Source organism: Hymenobacter nivis (genome assembly GCF_006439025.1).
Taxonomy (GTDB): Bacteria; Bacteroidota; Bacteroidia; order Cytophagales; family Hymenobacteraceae; genus Hymenobacter; species Hymenobacter nivis_A.
Window position 1 is genome coordinate 107,414 of sequence record NZ_RCYZ01000006.1, and the last position, 16,217, is coordinate 123,630.

A 16,217-nucleotide genomic window follows, 5' to 3' on the forward strand; every position below is an offset into this window, starting at 1 on the left:
TAGGGAGCAGATAAGCGAAAAGACGGGCCCGGGGCCCTAAAGCGTAACGAAAAATGGCCGGTGAAAGTCACCGGCCATTGCGCAAGAAACCACCGGAACGGCTAAATATCTTGCTTGTCGGGGCCCTGTAGGTCGGGCTGGGCCATTTTCTGGTCGTACGGGATGGTGTCGCGCTGGGCAGCGCCGGTGTACTTCGAGCAATCAATCTCGATGCTCAGCGGCTTGGCTGGCAGCGGGAAGGGGCCCCGGTTGATGGCGATGTCCTTGTCGGCGTACACTTTCTTCATAAAGATGCCGTAGAGCGGCAGCGCCAGCCGGGCCCCCTGGCCGTAGGCGCCGGTGCGGAAGTGGATGCTGCGGTCCTCGCCGCCGATCCACATGCCGCACACCAGGTCGGGAGTGATGCCCATGAACCAGGCGTCGGAGTAGTTGGAGGTGGTGCCGGTTTTGGCCCCGATTTCGTTGGGGAACTTGAAGCCTGTGTGCAGGATGGTGCTGGTGCCGCCGGGCTCGGTGGTGCTGGCTTGCAGCATGTTGGTCATGATGTAGGCCGTTTCCTCGCTCAGCACTTCCTTGGTTTGGGGCTGGAATTCGCGCAGCACGTTGCCGTTCTTGTCTTCGATGCGGGTCACCATCACCGGCGAAGTCCACACGCCCTTGTTCACGAAGGTGGCGTACACCCCGCACAGCTCAAAAATGCTGCAATCGGAGGCCCCGAAACCCACCGACGGCACCGCGTCGACGGGCGAGGTGATGCCCAGGCGCTTGGCGTAGCCCACGACGATTTCGGGCGTGAGCTTGTACACCAGCCACGCCGTGATGGAGTTCATGGAGCGTGCCAGAGCCTGGCGCAGCGTGAAGGTGCGCCCCGAGTAGCCACCCTCGAAGTTCTGGGGCGTGTAGGGGGCCCGGCCGGCCACAGCCGGGAAGGTGGTAGCTACGTCGGGCCGCGGGTAGCAGGGCGAGTAGCCCTGGTCGATGGCCGCCGTGTATACAATGGGCTTGAAGGTGGAGCCTGGCTGGCGCTTGCCCTGGCGCACGTGGTCGAACTTGAAGTACTTAAAATTGGGGCCCCCCACCCAGGCCTTTACCTGGCCGTTCAGCGGGTTCATGGCCATGAAGCCGGCTTGCAGGTAGCGCTTGTAGTAGGCCAGCGAGTCGAGCGGCGACATCATCACTTCCTTCTCGCCCTGCCAGCTGAACACCTGCATTTTGTACTTCTTGCGCAGGTAGTAGTTCACCGAGTCGCGGTTGCCGTCGTAGATGTTCATCAGCGACTTGTAGCGCTCGGTGCGGCGCATCGAGATGTTCAGGAAGTTGGGGATGACCTTGCCGTTCTCGTCGCGCCAGGGCAGCTGGCCCTTCCAGTGGGCCGAAAACCACTTCTGCTGCAAAGCCAGGTGCTCGTTTACGGCTGCTTCGGCGTGCTGCTGCATCCGCGAGTCGATGGTGGTGTAAATCTTCAGGCCGTCGGCGTACAAGTCGTGGTCGGTCTCTTTGGCCCAGGCCAGCAGCGACTTGGCCACCTCGGTGCGGAAGTAGGGGGCCAGGCCTTTGGCCGCGTTTTCTACGCTATAGTGCAGCACAATGGGCTGGGCTGTGTCGGCGGCCAGCTCGGTGGCGGGGATGTAGTGAGCCTTGGCCATCTGGCGCAGCACCCAGTTGCGGCGGCGGCGCGAGCGGTCGGGGTGCACCTTGGGGCTGAAGCGGCCGGGCGCGTTCACGATGCCCACCAGCGTGGCCGCCTCGGGCGTCGTCAGGTCGCGCGGGGCCTTGTTGAAGAACGTTTTAGCGGCCGTGTTGATGCCGAACGCGTTCGAGCCGTACTCCACCGTGTTCAGGTACATGCGCAGGATCTCGCGCTTCGTGTAGTTGCGCTCCAGCCGGATGGCCAGCAGCCACTCCTTGGTTTTGGCTATCAAGATGCCCACCTTGCCGCTGCCATTTAGCAGGCCGTCGTTCAGGGTGTTGGGCTGGTCGGGGCGGGTTTTGAAGAGCACCTTGGCCACCTGCTGCGTGAGCGTGGAGCCCCCGCCGCCGCGGCCCAGCTTCGCCACGGCCCGCGAAATGCTGCGCGGGTCGATGCCCGAGTGCTGCTCAAAGCGTACGTCTTCGGTGGCCACCAGCGCATCGATCAGGTTCTGGGGCAGGTCTTTGTACTCGGCGGGCGTGCGGTTTTCTCGGAAGTATTTGCCCAGCAGCACGCCGTCAGCGGAGTAGATTTCCGAGGCCAGCTCGGAGCGCGGGTTTTCGAGCGATTTCAGGTTTGGCATCCGCCCGAACAGGTTCAGGAAGTTGCTGTTCACGGCCAGCACGTAGCCCCCGGCCACCAGCGCGCCGCCCACAAACAGCACCCACAGCGTGCGCACAAAAGCCGTATAGCGCCCCGGCCGGGCCGGCGCAGGGGCCCCCTTGGGCCGGCGGGGCGTGGCAGCAGAGTAGTCAGGCATAAATAAGTAAAAGCAGATTCAACAGGCAAAAATAAAGCCCACGGCGCGGGCCGCAGGCCTTCAACAAAAAAAGGGCCGCAACTCCGGGCTGCTCGCCAGCCGCTTGCTAGGGGCCCTACTTGTATGTTTTCTGGAAAAACGCTTCGTAGCCGGCCAAGTCGCCGGTGCTTTGCAGCAGCGCTAGGTTTTCAAGGCTGATGACCACCACCTGGAAACCCTGCCCGCGCAGCCGCCCCAGCGGCGACTGGGGCCCCCGCAGCTTTACGGCGTAGCTCTGGGCCACTTTGGCCCCGGTTAGGGCGCGCACCACCAGCAGGTCCTGCTTGTCGCCGAGGGCTTCGGCTTGCACCTGCAAGTTCACGTCGCGGAACCAGCGGTGGTTGTATGTATCCAGGGCTGCGTCGAGGTTGGCCACCGGCGGCGTACCCTTCGGGAACACCAGCACCACGGCGTGGGCCGCGCTCAGCTGCGTGCTGTAGGCCGTGGCGGGCGCAGGCGCGGGCACCGCCGCGGCAGCGGGGTCGGCCACCGGCGCAGGGGCCCCGGCAGGGGCCGGCACGGGGGCCGCTTCGGGTATCGGTGTGGGGGCCACATTGGTGCCCGTGGGGGCCCCGGCTGCTGGCGCCGTAGCGGCGGCCTTGGCCTTGCCCCTAGGGGCCCTGGCGCGTGGCTTTGCCGGTGCTGGCGAGCCCGCCGGGGCCTCTGGCGTTGGCGCTGTTGCCGGGGCCCCAGTGGGTATGGCCGGGGTGGGGGCCCCAGCGGGCGTGGCCGGGGCAGTAGCGGCAGGAACGATGGCCGGGGTAGGGGCCGGGGCTACGGCGGCGGCCGGCGACTCGTCGTTGCTGTAGTACACGCGTAGCCGGTTATCGATTTCGCCGGGGCGGAAAATCGACACCACGGGCTTGTCCGTCGAGGCCAGGGCCCCGGTGATTTGGCCGGCGTCTTGCCGCCGGTAGGTAGTGGCCAGGGCGCGGGCCTCGGGCACCAAGGGGCTGTCGGGAAAGTCTTTGTAGAACTTCTCCACCATGCTGCGGGCCGTGAGCGGCGGCTGGGTGCGCACCACGAGCAGCGTTTTCAGGTACGCCACCCGGTCGCTGAGGTCATTTTTGGGATATTGCTGCTCGGTGCGGGTCAGCACGGCCGTGGCTTTGCGGAACTCCTGGTTTTTGTAAAGCACAAACGCCGAATCGACGCGGCTGGCCACGGCCTTGTGCAGGGCCAGCTCGTGCTCGCGGTACTGCGGGTCGGCAATCAGCTTGGCGTAGAGCGACTGCGGAAAATCGCGCTGCAAGGCGGCTGCGTACTCGGCGGCCCGGTCGGCATCGGGCAGGGCCTTGTAGTGCAGGTAGAGCAGGTAGTAGGCGTCGGGGGCGTTGGGGCCCCGGGGGAAGCGCTGCACTTGCTGGGCGTAGGTGGCAATGCCCCGGTCGCGCTCCTTCAGCTGCTCTTTGTAGATGTTGCCCAACTCGTACAGCGCCGCTTCAACTTGTTTGTTAGAGGCTTGCAGCTTTTCGGGGGTGGTGGGCAGCACCTCGCGGTACTGCACCACTAGGTCGCGCTTCTCGGCAGCGGGGTCTACGGCGGGGGCCCCAGCGGGGCCTTCGGGGGCCCCCGTGGTGGGGTTCACGCGGGTGTCGCCGTTGCCGGTGATGGTGACGGGCACACTGCCGTTGGCCGCTGGGTTGGCGCTGTTGGATTGGCTGCTGGTGCGCCAGTTGTCCTGCAGGCGGCGGTTGTCCCACTTGCGCAGGAAGTCGGCGCGGGCCGTGCCAAGCGTGGCGGGGTTGTCGAAGTACCACTGGGCCCCAGTGCCGGCCGCGGTGGGGTCAAAGGCCAGCGGGTCGATGGCCGACTGGCCGCTGGGCAGGTTACTCAGCGAGCTGCCGTTGCTCAGGCTGGGCCGGCCGGCTAGCTCGGCGGCGCGGGCCTGGGCCTTGTCGGCCAGCAGCTTTTTGGCCAGCGCTACTTGGCGCGCCGCCAGCTCGGCGTCGGCGTACTGGCCCAGGCGCTCGTCGAGGGCCCCCGGGGCGAGCCGTACCAGTGCCTGCAGGCTGTCCTGGGTTTCGACGATGGTGTACTGCTTGGCAAATTCCTTCAGAATGTCGGCTCGCTCCTTGATGGCCGCGTAGGTGCGGGCCGTCGGGGCCAAGTTCTGCACCGTGCTGTCGTAGTAGGCGGCCGCCAGGCGAAATTTTTGCAGGTTTTCGTAGTAGATGCGCCCGGCCAGCAGGTAGGTGTAGCTTTTCTGGGAGCGGTTGGTGGTGGTAGCCTTGGCGGAGGTGCGCAGCTGGCCCAGGGCCCCGGCGTAGTCCTTCTGGCGGTAGGCCAGCCGCGCCAGCTCGTAGTAAATCTTGTCGTGGTATTCCTTGTTCTTCGGGTCTTTCAGCAGCCCGGCGAAGTATTTGTCGAGCCGCGCCTTGTTCTCGGCGTCCAGCCCCGATACCTGCGCCAGCAGCAGCTTGCTGAAAAAATCTAACTCGTAAGGAGGGTTGTGGGCCAAGATGTCGTTGAGCTGCTCCACTGCTTTTTTATCGTCGCCCTGCTCTTGGTACAGCTGGGCCAGCAGGTAACGGGTGCGCGAGCGCTCGTTCTTGTTCTCAATCAGCGGCACGGCCCGCTCTAGCTGCGCAATGGCCAGCTTGGGCTCCTCGGTGCGCAGGTAGTACTCGGTGCGGGTCAGAAACAGCTCGCGGGCGTCGGCTGGGGTCCCCACCTCGCGGTCTAGCAGGTCCGACACGGCCTTGGCGCTCTCCAGTTGGTCGGTAGCCATGAAGGTGCGCATCAGCCCAATCAGGCCCTCGTGCTGGGCGTTGGGGTCTTTGCTGGTCGAGTTCACGTACTTAAACGTCAGGGCCGCGTCGTCGAACTGCATCGAGTAGAACCGAGCCCAGGCCACCAGCAGGTAAGCGTCGTCGGTCCAGTCCGAGCCCGGCCGGTTCTGGATCGGCATCGACGCCTTCTTGATGATGTCGTTCAGGTCGGCGCGGTTGGCCCGCACGCTGGCGCTATCCAGCGTCGGGAACAGCGGCAGGCGCTGGTTGTAGTCGTTCACCCGCCCGGCGTACAGCTTGGTTTCGGTGGCGTGGAGCTTCTCACGGGCCAAAAAAAAGGCGTTGTCGCGCGCCGCTACGTTGTTCACGGCGTGGCCCACCAAGCCGGTGCTCGACGCGCACCCGGCCAGCAAGGCCAAGCCCAGCAACCACCCGGCCCAGGCCGGCCAGCGAAAATTCAGCGAGTAATTCGTCAAAGCCAAAAGAAAAGGAAAAAGCCGGCCCCTGGGGCCCCAACGCCGCTGGTGCTCCAAAATGTTCGCTCCGCGGCCGGTGCCCGCCCGGTACCAACGGCGGCCGCCGGGTAAAATTACGTTTCCCTGCCCAAACCCCGCCCGGTCTGCGCCGTAGCTTTGCGCCCCGTCCTTCACCTCCCGCTCATGCCCCTCCCACCCGCCGCCGGCCCCGAACCCGAGCCCACCCCCGCCGGCAGCGGCCGGGGGCGCACCATTGCCAAGTATTCGGGCATGGCTGCCCAAATGCTGGCCACCATCGGCTTCAGCGCTTGGGCTGGCACTTGGCTCGACGGCCACTACCACACCAAAACGCCGTGGTTCACCATCGGGCTCATGCTGGCGGGCGTGCTCGTGGCCCTCTACCAAGTCATCCGCTCCCTCACCAACAGCGCCTAGCGCCGGCTTTCACATGTCCGCTTTTTTCCGGCCATTTGTGGCCTTTTGTTGCGTGGTGGGCCTGGCCCTCTACGGGCTGTATGCCGCCTTCGGGGCCGCCGCGGTGCACCCACTGGCCCCGTCCCTGTTTGCCGGGCTGGCGGCCCTCACCTTCATCGGGTTGTCACTCACGGCGCGGGCCGTGCGCGCCAATCCCGATAACTTCCTGGCAGCCTATTTCGGCTCCGTAGCGCTCCGGCTGGTGGCCGGCATGGCGGCCGTGCTCACCTACCTCTACACCGGTGGAGCCCACGCCGGGCGGGCCACCTACACCTTCCTGGGAGCCTTCTTTGTATTGTACTTTCTCTTTGCTGGCTTTGAAATTTGGGCTATTTTGACTAACTTGCGGCCGTTTTCCAAAAAACAAGTACCGGAGCAGTAATTAGTTACTTCGGTTTGCGCTATTAAGATCGTTTGAATGAAGCATTTACTGTCGATTCTCTTTTTTCTGTTCACCCTGCCGGTTTTTGCCCAAGAGCCCGCAAAGGGCGCTGAGTCGGCCGAAGCCTTCAACCCCGGGGAAGTTATTTTGCACCACGTAGCCGATTCGCACGAATGGCATTGGTTCTCGACCGACAACGGCAACTTTGTTAGCTATTTCCCCATCATCGCCTACCAGCCGGGCAAAGGCATGTCGGTGTTCTCCTCGGAGAAAGTAGCCGAAGGCAAAAGCTACCAGAATTTTAAGCTCGAGGAGGAACACCTCACCACGCTGGATGGCAGCACGGTATACGACTTCTCCATTACCAAAAACGTGGCGGCCCTCATCATGAGCAGCTTGGTTTTGGTTATCGTGTTCACGTCGGTGGCCCGCGGTTACCGCCGCCGTGTAGGCCAGGCCCCCACCGGCTTGCAGTCGTTTCTGGAGCCGTTCGTAGTATTTATCCGCGACGAAGTAGCCAAGAAAAGTATCGGCCCAAAGTACGAGCGCTACATGCCGTACTTGCTCACCGTGTTTTTCTTTATCTGGTTCAACAACCTACTGGGCCTCACGCCCGGCGCGGCTAACCTCACCGGCAACGTGGCCGTGACGGCCATGCTGGCCATCCTAACGCTGATCGTCACGCTGTTCAGCAGCAACAAGGCCTATTGGTCGCACATCTTCTGGACGCCGGGTGTTCCGCTGTGGCTGCGCCCGATCATGATTCCTGTGGAGCTGGCCAGCGTATTTATTAAACCCATTTCGCTCACCATCCGTCTGTTTGCCAACATCACGGCGGGCCACATCATCATCCTGAGTTTCATCAGCCTGATTTTTATTTTCCGCTCGCCCTGGACGGGTTTCCTTTCGGTTCCTTTCGGCTTGTTCATCAGCGTATTGGAGTTGCTGGTTTCCATCCTGCAAGCTTACATTTTCACCTTGCTCACCGCCATGTACATCGGCGGCGCGATGGAAGAACACCACCACGACGAAGACCTTGGCATTGCCGAGCAGTCGCACGGCGGCTCTGATCTGGGCCACCTCACCCGCCCCGACGTAGCCGCTCACTAAGGCCACCGGCTCCTTTGGGGCTCCGGTTGGGGCCCCGTACCTATTTTTGCGTTTTCATTTTTTCAACACACTCCCCCTTTACCATGCTTCTCTCGTTGTTACTGCAAGTTGTTAATTCTGTTGGTCTGGCCGTAATGGGTGCCGGCATTGGTGCTGGTTTGGCTATCCTGGGCGCTGGCCTGGGCATCGGCCGCATCGGTGGCAGCGCCATGGACGCTATCGGCCGTCAGCCGGAGGCTTCGGGCAAAATCCAAACGGCTATGCTGATCGTGGCTGCCCTGGTAGAAGGCGCGGCCCTGTTCGCCGTCGTAGTTTGCTTGCTCATCGCTCTGAAACTGCAATAATTGCGATGCTAAGCCCGGCCGGCTGGCCCTTGCTCCGCTCCGGCGGGTGGGGGCCAGTCGCGCCGGGTTTTCCTTCGTTACGGGCCGGGGTCCTTGCTGGGGCGCGCCATTGCTGGCAGCCCGCGGGCACTGAATTTCCCGCCCTTTTGTTAGCCAGGCTGTTAAATCGCTGATACTATGTCGCTCATCACCCCCGAATTTGGCTTGCTGTTCTGGCAAACCCTGATTTTCCTGATCCTCTTCCTGTTGCTGGCCAAGTTCGCTTGGAAACCCATCTTGGGGTCGCTGAAGGAGCGGGAGGACAGCATCGAAAGCGCCTTGCGCATGGCCGATCAGGCCAAGCTGGAGATGCAGCAGCTGAAAGCCGGCAATGAAAAATTGCTGGCCGACGCCCGCCAGGAGCGCGACCGCATGATGCAGGAGGCCACCACAATGGCCAACCAGCACCGTGAGACCGAGAAAGCCCGCGCCACCAGCGAAGCCAACCACATCGTGCAGCAGGCCCGCGAAGCCATCCAGACCGAGAAAAATGCGGCCTTGGCCGAAGTGAAAAATACCGCTGCTCAGCTCTCGCTCGACATTGCTGAGCGTATTCTGCGCCGCGAGCTCGCCGACCCCACTGCCCAGACGCAGTTGGTGGACTCGTACCTAAAAGAAGTAAAACTCAACTAAGCCGCTGGTTAGCAGCAGTTGGTGGCCGGCCCGTTTTCGACGGGGCCCCGGTGCCAAGCGCCGCTAACCACCCATAGCAATTAGCTACCCCTCAACATGGCTGACCAACGAGTAGCGTCCCGCTACGCCAAGTCGCTCCTCGACTTGGGACAGGAGCAAGGCACGCTGGAACAGGTGAAGCAGGACATGGACCTGCTTGACCAGGTAGTGAGCGGCAGCCGCGAGTTGCGTCTACTGTTACGCAACCCCATCGTGAAGCACGACAAGAAGCTGGCCATCCTCACCGCCTTGTTCAAAGGCAAGGTGTCGGACATGACCATGCGTTTCTTTACCATCCTGACCCAGAAGAACCGGGAAAGCGCACTGGAGAGCGTTGCCGCCGAGTTTAAAGTGCAGTACAACATCCTGCGCGGTATCCAAACGGCCGAGGTCGTTTCGGCCGTGCCCCTCACGCCCGCCCTGCGCGAGCAGATGCGCGCCGAGGTGACGCGCCAGTCCGGCCACGCCGGTGTGGAGTTAGCCGAAAAGGTTGACCCGGCGCTAATTGGTGGTTTTGTGCTGCGAGTAGGCGACGTGCAGCTCGACGAATCCGTTCGTTCCAGCCTGCGGAAGATGCGTACTGCGCTGCAAGAAAATTCATATCAAAATAAACTGTAAATCAGCATCATGGCAGAAGTACGTCCGGACGAAGTATCCGCAATCCTGCGGGAGCAGCTGTCCAATTTCAAGTCCGAAGCCGAGCTGGAAGAAGTCGGCACCGTGTTGCAGGTGGGCGACGGCGTGGCCCGTATTTACGGCCTGACCAAAGCGCAGTCGGGCGAGTTGCTGGAGTTCGAAAACGGCCTCCAGGCCCTCGTGCTGAACCTGGAAGAAGACAACGTCGGGGCCGTAATGCTCGGCGACTACAGCGACATCCGCGAAGGTGCCACCGTGCGCCGCACCAATAAGATTGCCTCCATCAAAGTAGGCGAAGGCATTGTGGGCCGCGTAGTGAATACCCTCGGCCAACCCATCGACGGCCGGGGCCCCATCCAGGGCCAACTGTACGAGATGCCGCTGGAGCGCAAAGCACCGGGCGTTATTTTCCGCCAGCCCGTAACCGAGCCTCTGCAAACCGGCATTAAGAGCATCGATGCCATGATTCCGATTGGCCGGGGCCAGCGCGAACTGATCATCGGCGACCGCCAGACCGGTAAGTCGGCCGTGGCCATCGACACGATTATCAACCAGCGCGAGTTCTTCGAGCGCGGCGAGCCCGTGTTCTGCATCTACGTAGCTGTGGGCCAGAAAGCCTCGACGGTAGCCCAGGTGGTGAACGCCCTGACCAAGGGCGGTGCCATGGACTACACCGTGGTAGTATCGGCTTCGGCCGCTGACCCCGCCCCTCTGCAATTCTACGCGCCCTTCACCGGCGCCGCCATTGGCGAATTCTTCCGCGACACGGGCCGCCCGGCCCTGGTGGTGTACGATGACTTGTCGAAGCAAGCCGTGGCCTACCGCGAGGTGTCGCTGCTGCTCCGTCGCCCTCCCGGACGTGAAGCTTACCCCGGCGACGTATTCTACCTGCACAGCCGCCTGCTCGAGCGGGCGGCCAAAATCAACGCTTCGGACAGCATTGCCCGCGACATGAACGACCTGCCCGAGAGCCTCAAAGGCATCGTGAAAGGTGGCGGTTCGCTGACGGCGCTGCCGCTGATTGAGACGCAGGCTGGCGACGTATCGGCGTACATCCCAACCAACGTAATCTCGATTACGGACGGCCAGATCTTCCTCGAAACCAACCTTTTCAACTCTGGGGTACGCCCCGCCATCAACGTGGGTATCTCGGTAAGCCGCGTAGGCGGTAATGCCCAGATTAAGTCGATGAAAAAGGTATCGGGCACGCTGAAGCTCGACCAGGCCCAGTTCCGCGAACTGGAAGCTTTTGCTAAGTTCGGCTCCGACCTCGATGCCTCGACCAAGCTCACGATTGAGCGCGGCCGCCGCAACCTGGAAATCCTCAAGCAGCCGCAATTTTCGCCGGTGAAGGTAGAAGACCAGGTGGCCATCATCTACGCCGCCACCAACGGCTTGCTCGACAACGTGCCCGTGAATAAGGTGCGTGAGTTTGAGAAGGAGTACACCCAAACGATGAACTCGCGCCACCCCGATGTGTTGAAGGCCCTCAAAGCCGGTAAGCTCGAAGACGCTGGCATCAAGGCCATGCGCGAGGTAGCCAAAGACGTGTCGTCGCGTTACGCAACTAAGTAGCTATCAGTCCATCAGCTGCTAGCCGTTAGCTTCTCGTTGAGATGAGCTAACGGCTAGCAGCTGATGACCGGTAGCTCGAACCAAAAAGCTAACAGCTAGCAGCTGTCAGCCAACAGCTCATAAAGAATGGCTAGTTTAAAAGAAGTTCGCAGCCGCATCCAGTCGGTGAGCAGCACGCAGCAAATCACCAAAGCCATGAAAATGGTGGCGGCGGCCAAGCTGCGCCGCGCCCAGGACAATATTGTGCGCATGCGGCCCTACGCCCAGCGCCTGAACGCGATTCTGGCCAACCTGACCCGGGCAACCGACGACGATATTGTGAGCGACTACGGCACGGTGCGCGAAGTGCGTAAAGTGCTGGTCATCGCCATCACGTCGGACCGGGGCTTGGCGGGCGCGTTCAACTCCAACGTATTTAAGGGCGTGGCCGCTTTGGTGGCCCAGCGCTACGCGAGCTTGCCGGCGGCTAACATCTCGGTGATGGCCATCGGTAAGAAAGCCAACGACTACTTCGCTCGCCGGGGCCCCTTGGTCGGCAACTACACCCACGTGTTTGCCCAGCTCTCGTTTGATACGGTGCGGGTGGCGGCCGAGCAGGCCATGGCCGGCTTCCGCGACGGCCAGTACGACGAAGTGGTGATGGTGTTCAACGAGTTTCGGAACGTGGCCACGCAGGTGGTGCGCACTGAGCAGCTGCTGCCATTGGTGCCCGCCGAGGCTCCCGCCACTTCAGTGGCCACCAGCAACGTGGACTACATTTTCGAGCCCAGCAAGGAGGAAATTGTGCAGACCCTCATTCCGCAGTCGCTGAAAATCCAGCTGTACAAAGCGGTGCTGGAAAGCAACGCTTCGGAGCACGGCGCTCGGATGACGGCCATGGACAAGGCCACCGAGAACGCCGGCGAGCTGCTCAAGTCGCTGAAGCTGACTTATAACCGGACGCGCCAAGCGGCTATTACGACCGAGATTCTCGAAATCGTGGGTGGAGCTGAGGCGCTGGCTGCCGGATAAGAAAAAAATATTGCTAAAAAAGCCCCGGAACTTACTAGTTCCGGGGCTTTTTGCGTTTAGGTCAAAAAAGGTGTTGAGCAGGGCCAAAGCAAGTGTGCCTGATTGCCCCTTCGGGTCCTTAATCGATGGATTGGGCGGTAGTCATCTGGGTGGTGCCTTATGCCGGCTCATTATGTTGGCTTTTGAGAAGAATGATTATTGTATTTGGCTAATAAATGTGGGTTTAAGGGTGGCAAAATGCTAAAAAATGTATATTTTAGCGAAAAATTTGGTTAGTGGCTCTAAAACCACTGCTAACCGGTGGGCGGCCTGCCTGCTCCTGAGCTATTTAAGCCCCGGTGGGAAGCACCTTCAGGGCCCTGTTTTTCTTCCGCCAAGCCCCATTCGGTGCGGGTAAACCCTGTCTGGATCATGCAAAACCAGTTTTTTGAGGCAATTACCGGGGCTCAGGCCCGTGCGCCCCGTTTTCTGGCCAATGACTACGCTGCACCGGGGGCTCGCATCGAGCCCGACGATTTCCGCCCGCAGCTGCACCTGACGCTGCACGGGCCCGATGGCCTATCGTCGGCCACGCTCATTCGCTTTGAGGGCGAAGCCGAATCACCTGCCGGGGCCCTGCGGCTTTCGGCCCGCTCGGGGGCCCTGGCCTATGCGCTGCCGCTGGCCCAGCTCACCGATACCACCACCGTGGCGCTGAGCGTGGCCGGCCTAGCCCCTGGCCGCTACGCACTGTGGGCCGATGCCTTGTATAATTTTTCGGCGACGGCCGTTTGGCTGGTAGACGCCCACGCCGGCGTGCGCGTGAACCTGCGACAGGAGCCGGGCTACGTATTTACCGCGGTAGCGGCGGCCCCGGGCCGCTTCTGGCTGCACTTCCTGCCGCTTGACTTGGGCGAGTATTCGACGGCCCCGGAGATGCTGCGAGCGCTGGCGGCCCCACGCTGGGCGCAAGCATAGGGCCCCCCGGCTAGCGGCGGCCCGGCCGGGGCCCCACCGGCTGCGCCTGCCATGCGGCCAGCAGGCCGGCGGGGGTGAGGCCAGTAAAATCCTTAATGATCAGCAACGGCGCTTGGAACGCCTTGGCCGGCAGCGACGACGTGACGGCCACGCAGCGCATGCCGGCCCGGTAGGCGGCTTGTTCGCCCAGCACGGCATCCTCAAACACGATGCAGTCGGCGGGGGCCACGCCTAGCTTCTTGGCCACCACGGCGAAAGTATCGGGGTGGGGCTTGCCCTTGCTGACATCGTCTTCCCCCACCACGACGTCAAAATATTGCCGTAGCGCCAGGTGGTCGAGGAGGTAGCTGAGCGTGGAGCCCCCGGAGCCGGTGCCCAAGCCAATGGGGTGGCCGGCGGCGCGGGCCGCTTGCAGAAACGCAATGAGGCCCGCCGTGGCGCGGCGCTTGTCCCAATACAGGGTACGGTAGAGAAACTCGCGCTGGGCAGCGTACTCTTTGAGCTGCTTGGCGGGCACGGGGTGGCGGAATACCGACGCCAGAATGTCGGTGGCGGGCATACCGTTCAGGCGCTTCAGCAGCGCCCGGGCGTTGGTAGTCAGGCCCAAGTCGCGGAACAGGAGTTGAAAGGCGCGGGCTTGGTAGGCGGTGTTATCGACAATAACGCCGTCCATGTCGAAAATGAGGGCGGGCTGCAAAAGGGAAGGGGCTGGGGAAAAATGGGGGCCCTGGGGGCCCAAACATCTACGAAACTTAACGGCGAAGGGCTGGATGGGGCTGCGGGGCGGGCAGTACCTTTGCCCCAGCCGGTGCCACGGTGGCACCGTTTCCCTGCCCTTGAAACGAACCCTTGCCCCTGCCTTGCTGGCGGCCGCTGTGCTGCTGGCGGGCCCCGCATTTGCCCACCGGCCCGGCCCCGCGCCGCTGCCCCGCCCCAAGCTAGTGGTGGGCATTGTGGTGGACCAGATGCGCTACGATTACCTCTACCGCTATTGGGATAAGTTTGGCAGCGGCGGCTTCCGGCGCCTGCTGGGGCAGGGCTTCAGCTACGCCAGCTGCCACTACAACTACGTGCCCACCTACACGGGCCCCGGGCACAGCAGCATCTACACCGGCACCACGCCCGCCAACCACGGCATTGTGGGCAACAACTGGTACGTGCGCGAAGACGGCAAGAGCACCTACGTGACCGAGGACAAGACCGTGCAGGCGGTGGGCGGCTCGGCCGTGGCGGGGCAGCAGAGCCCGCGCCACCTGCTCACCACCACCATTACCGACGAGCTGCGGCTGGCCACCAACTTCCAGAGCAAAACCATCGGCGTGTGCATCAAAGACCGGGGCAGCATTTTGCCGGCCGGGCACGCGGCCAGTGCCGCCTACTGGTACGACGGCGCCAACGGGGCCTTCATTAGCAGCACCTTTTATACCCAGGCGCTGCCCGAGTGGGTGAACAAGTTCAACGCCGCCGGGCACGCCGCCGAGTACCTCAGCAAGCCTTGGAATACGCTGCTGCCGCTGGCCCAGTACACCGAAAGCACGCCCGACGACGAACCCTGGGAGGGCGCTTTTAAGGGCGAGGACAAGCCGGTGTTTCCGCACGACTTGCCGCGGCTCAGCGCCGGGCTGCCGGCCGTGGTGAGCGCCACGCTCAAGGCCACCGGCGAAACCGCGCCCAAGGCCACGCCCCAAAACCTGGACCTGATCCGCTCCACGCCCTTTGGCAACTCGCTCACGGCCGACTTCGCCATTGAAACCATTCGGGCCGAGCAGATGGGCCAGCGTGGCCCAACCGACTTCCTGGCCCTGAGCTTCAGCAGCACCGACTACGTAGGCCACCAGTTTGGCACCACGGCCGTGGAAACGGAGGACACCTACCTGCGCCTCGACCAAGACATCGCCCGGGTGCTCGACTACCTCGACAAAACGGTGGGCAAGGGCCAGGCGCTGGTGTTCCTCACCGCCGACCACGCCGCCGACCAGTCGCCCGGCTTCTTGCAGGCCCACCGCTTGCCCGGCGGCGGCGTGGGCCCCAACGTGATGCGCGACTCGCTGCAGCGGGCCCTGGTGCGCCGCCACGGCCCCGGGGCCTGGGTGCTCGACTACGAAAACCAGCAGGTGTACCTCAACCGGCCGCTGCTGGCCCAGAAGGGCCTGGACCTGGCCAAGGTGCAGGCCGAAATGGCCGACCTGCTGCTGCGCCTGCCCCACGTGGCACAGGCCATTACGGCTACTGACCTCCAGCGCGGGCACTGGAGCGAGGGCACCGGCATGTTTCAGGAAAACGGCTTTTACGCCCCGCGCTCGGGCGACGTGCTGGCCGTGCTGGAGCCGGGCTGGCTGGAGGCCTACGGCTTTCCGGCGGTGAAGGGCACCACCCACGGCGCCTCCTGGGCCTACGACACCCACGTGCCGCTGCTGTTCTGGGGCTGGGGCGTGAAGCACGGCGAATCGGCGGCGCCCGTGAAAATTGTGGACGTGGCCCCCACCGTGGCCCAGTGGCTGCACATCCAGGAGCCCAGCGGTTGCACCGGCACGCCGTTGCGCGAGGTGCTGGGCCGCTAAGGCTGGGGCCCCCGGGGCCCTAAAAATTGCGGTCCCCCAACCCGGGGCGCGTTTGTCCGTTGAGGCACATTCGGCCGGGGCCCAGTAACTTGGGGGCCCGTTCGGGGGCACAGCCGGGCGGAGGCGCTTGCTTTGCTTATTGGTTGGGGCCCCAGGGCCCCGCGGCTTATTTTCGGTTTTCCATTTTCCCATTTTTTAATGAATTCCCATTTTAACCCCTGGCACGACGTGTCGCGCGGCGACAACCTCCCGCACACCGTGCAGTCCATCATCGAAATACCCAAAGGCAGCAAGGCCAAGTATGAGCTCGATAAGGAGAGCGGCCTGCTGAAACTGGACCGCGTGCTGTTCTCGGCCGTGCACTACCCGGCCGCCTACGGGTTCATTCCGCAGACGTACTGCGACGACCACGACCCGCTGGATATTCTGGTGCTCTCCTCGGTCGACATCGTGCCCATGTGCCTCGTGGAGGCCAAGGTTATCGGCGTGATGCAGATGGTGGACCAAGACGAGGAGGACGACAAAATCATTGCTGTGGCCGCCAACGACATTTCGGTGAACCACTACAACGACCTGTCCGACCTGCCCCCGCACATGCTGCTGGAGATGCAGCGCTTCTTTGAGGACTACAAAGCCCTGGAGCACAAGCACGTGAGCGTGGAGCGCTTCATGGGCCGCGAGGATGCTTACCGCATCATCGACGCCAGCATCAAGCTCTACGAAGACACCTACGGTAACGGCAAGCGCTAAACACGCCGG

General features: G+C 62.9%; 14 protein-coding genes. 11 read left to right on the top strand and 3 right to left on the bottom strand.

The genetic code is table 11. The annotated features are described in order from the left end of the window. Positions 1-101: 101 nt before the first annotated feature. Both EAH73_RS14945 and EAH73_RS14950 read right to left on the bottom strand, forming a co-directional pair. Positions 102-2,450 (bottom strand): penicillin-binding protein 1A, encoded by a 2,349-nt coding sequence (locus EAH73_RS14945; protein ID WP_140467940.1) that lies wholly within the window; start codon positions 2,448-2,450, stop codon positions 102-104. A 115-nt stretch (positions 2,451-2,565) separates the two neighbouring features. After that, positions 2,566-5,703: a hypothetical protein gene (locus EAH73_RS14950; protein WP_140467942.1), complete on the bottom strand. Its 3,138-nt coding sequence runs from the start codon at positions 5,701-5,703 to the stop codon at positions 2,566-2,568. 177 nt (positions 5,704-5,880) lie between these two features. Between EAH73_RS14950 and EAH73_RS14955 the strand changes: the two genes are divergently transcribed. The 9 genes from EAH73_RS14955 to EAH73_RS14995 all read left to right on the top strand — a co-directional run bounded on the left by EAH73_RS14955 (position 5,881) and on the right by EAH73_RS14995 (position 12,897). Then, positions 5,881-6,132 (top strand): AtpZ/AtpI family protein, encoded by a 252-nt coding sequence (locus tag EAH73_RS14955; protein WP_140467944.1) that lies wholly within the window; start codon positions 5,881-5,883, stop codon positions 6,130-6,132. Between the two features lie 13 nt (positions 6,133-6,145). Then, complete coding sequence (locus EAH73_RS14960) at positions 6,146-6,553, top strand: hypothetical protein (protein ID WP_140467946.1); 408 nt, start codon at positions 6,146-6,148, stop codon at positions 6,551-6,553. A 36-nt stretch (positions 6,554-6,589) separates the two neighbouring features. After that, a complete protein-coding gene (gene atpB, locus EAH73_RS14965) occupies positions 6,590-7,663 on the top strand; it encodes a F0F1 ATP synthase subunit A (protein ID WP_140467948.1) in 1,074 nt (357 codons plus the stop codon). An 83-nt stretch (positions 7,664-7,746) separates the two neighbouring features. Then, positions 7,747-8,007 (top strand): ATP synthase F0 subunit C, encoded by a 261-nt coding sequence (gene atpE, locus EAH73_RS14970; RefSeq protein ID WP_068237140.1) that lies wholly within the window; start codon positions 7,747-7,749, stop codon positions 8,005-8,007. A 177-nt stretch (positions 8,008-8,184) separates the two neighbouring features. Then, the gene (locus EAH73_RS14975; RefSeq protein ID WP_140467950.1) at positions 8,185-8,679 is read left to right on the top strand and encodes a F0F1 ATP synthase subunit B; all 495 of its coding nucleotides are present in this window, start codon (positions 8,185-8,187) and stop codon (positions 8,677-8,679) included. A 96-nt stretch (positions 8,680-8,775) separates the two neighbouring features. Beyond that, a complete protein-coding gene (atpH, locus tag EAH73_RS14980; RefSeq protein ID WP_140467952.1) occupies positions 8,776-9,336 on the top strand; it encodes an ATP synthase F1 subunit delta in 561 nt (186 codons plus the stop codon). Between the two features lie 9 nt (positions 9,337-9,345). Next, on the top strand, positions 9,346-10,929 hold the full coding sequence (gene atpA, locus EAH73_RS14985; RefSeq protein ID WP_140467953.1) for a F0F1 ATP synthase subunit alpha: 1,584 nt from the start codon (positions 9,346-9,348) through the stop codon (positions 10,927-10,929). Between the two features lie 126 nt (positions 10,930-11,055). Beyond that, positions 11,056-11,940 (top strand): ATP synthase F1 subunit gamma, encoded by an 885-nt coding sequence (gene atpG, locus EAH73_RS14990; protein ID WP_140467955.1) that lies wholly within the window; start codon positions 11,056-11,058, stop codon positions 11,938-11,940. Between the two features lie 411 nt (positions 11,941-12,351). Next, a complete protein-coding gene (locus EAH73_RS14995; RefSeq protein WP_140467957.1) occupies positions 12,352-12,897 on the top strand; it encodes a hypothetical protein in 546 nt (181 codons plus the stop codon). A 10-nt stretch (positions 12,898-12,907) separates the two neighbouring features. Here EAH73_RS14995 and EAH73_RS15000 read toward each other — a convergent pair whose 3' ends face one another. After that, positions 12,908-13,594, bottom strand: a complete 687-nt coding sequence (locus tag EAH73_RS15000) for an HAD family hydrolase (RefSeq protein ID WP_161599566.1) — start codon at positions 13,592-13,594, stop codon at positions 12,908-12,910. A gap of 139 nt (positions 13,595-13,733) precedes the next feature. Here EAH73_RS15000 and pafA point away from each other — a divergent pair, with 139 nt between their 5' ends. After that, positions 13,734-15,458: an alkaline phosphatase PafA gene (pafA, locus tag EAH73_RS15005; RefSeq protein WP_240047269.1), complete on the top strand. Its 1,725-nt coding sequence runs from the start codon at positions 13,734-13,736 to the stop codon at positions 15,456-15,458. A gap of 198 nt (positions 15,459-15,656) precedes the next feature. Further along, positions 15,657-16,208 carry an inorganic diphosphatase gene (locus EAH73_RS15010; protein WP_140467963.1) on the top strand — a complete coding sequence of 184 codons (552 nt, stop codon included), beginning with the start codon at positions 15,657-15,659 and terminating at the stop codon, positions 16,206-16,208. Positions 16,209-16,217: the final 9 nt, after the last annotated feature.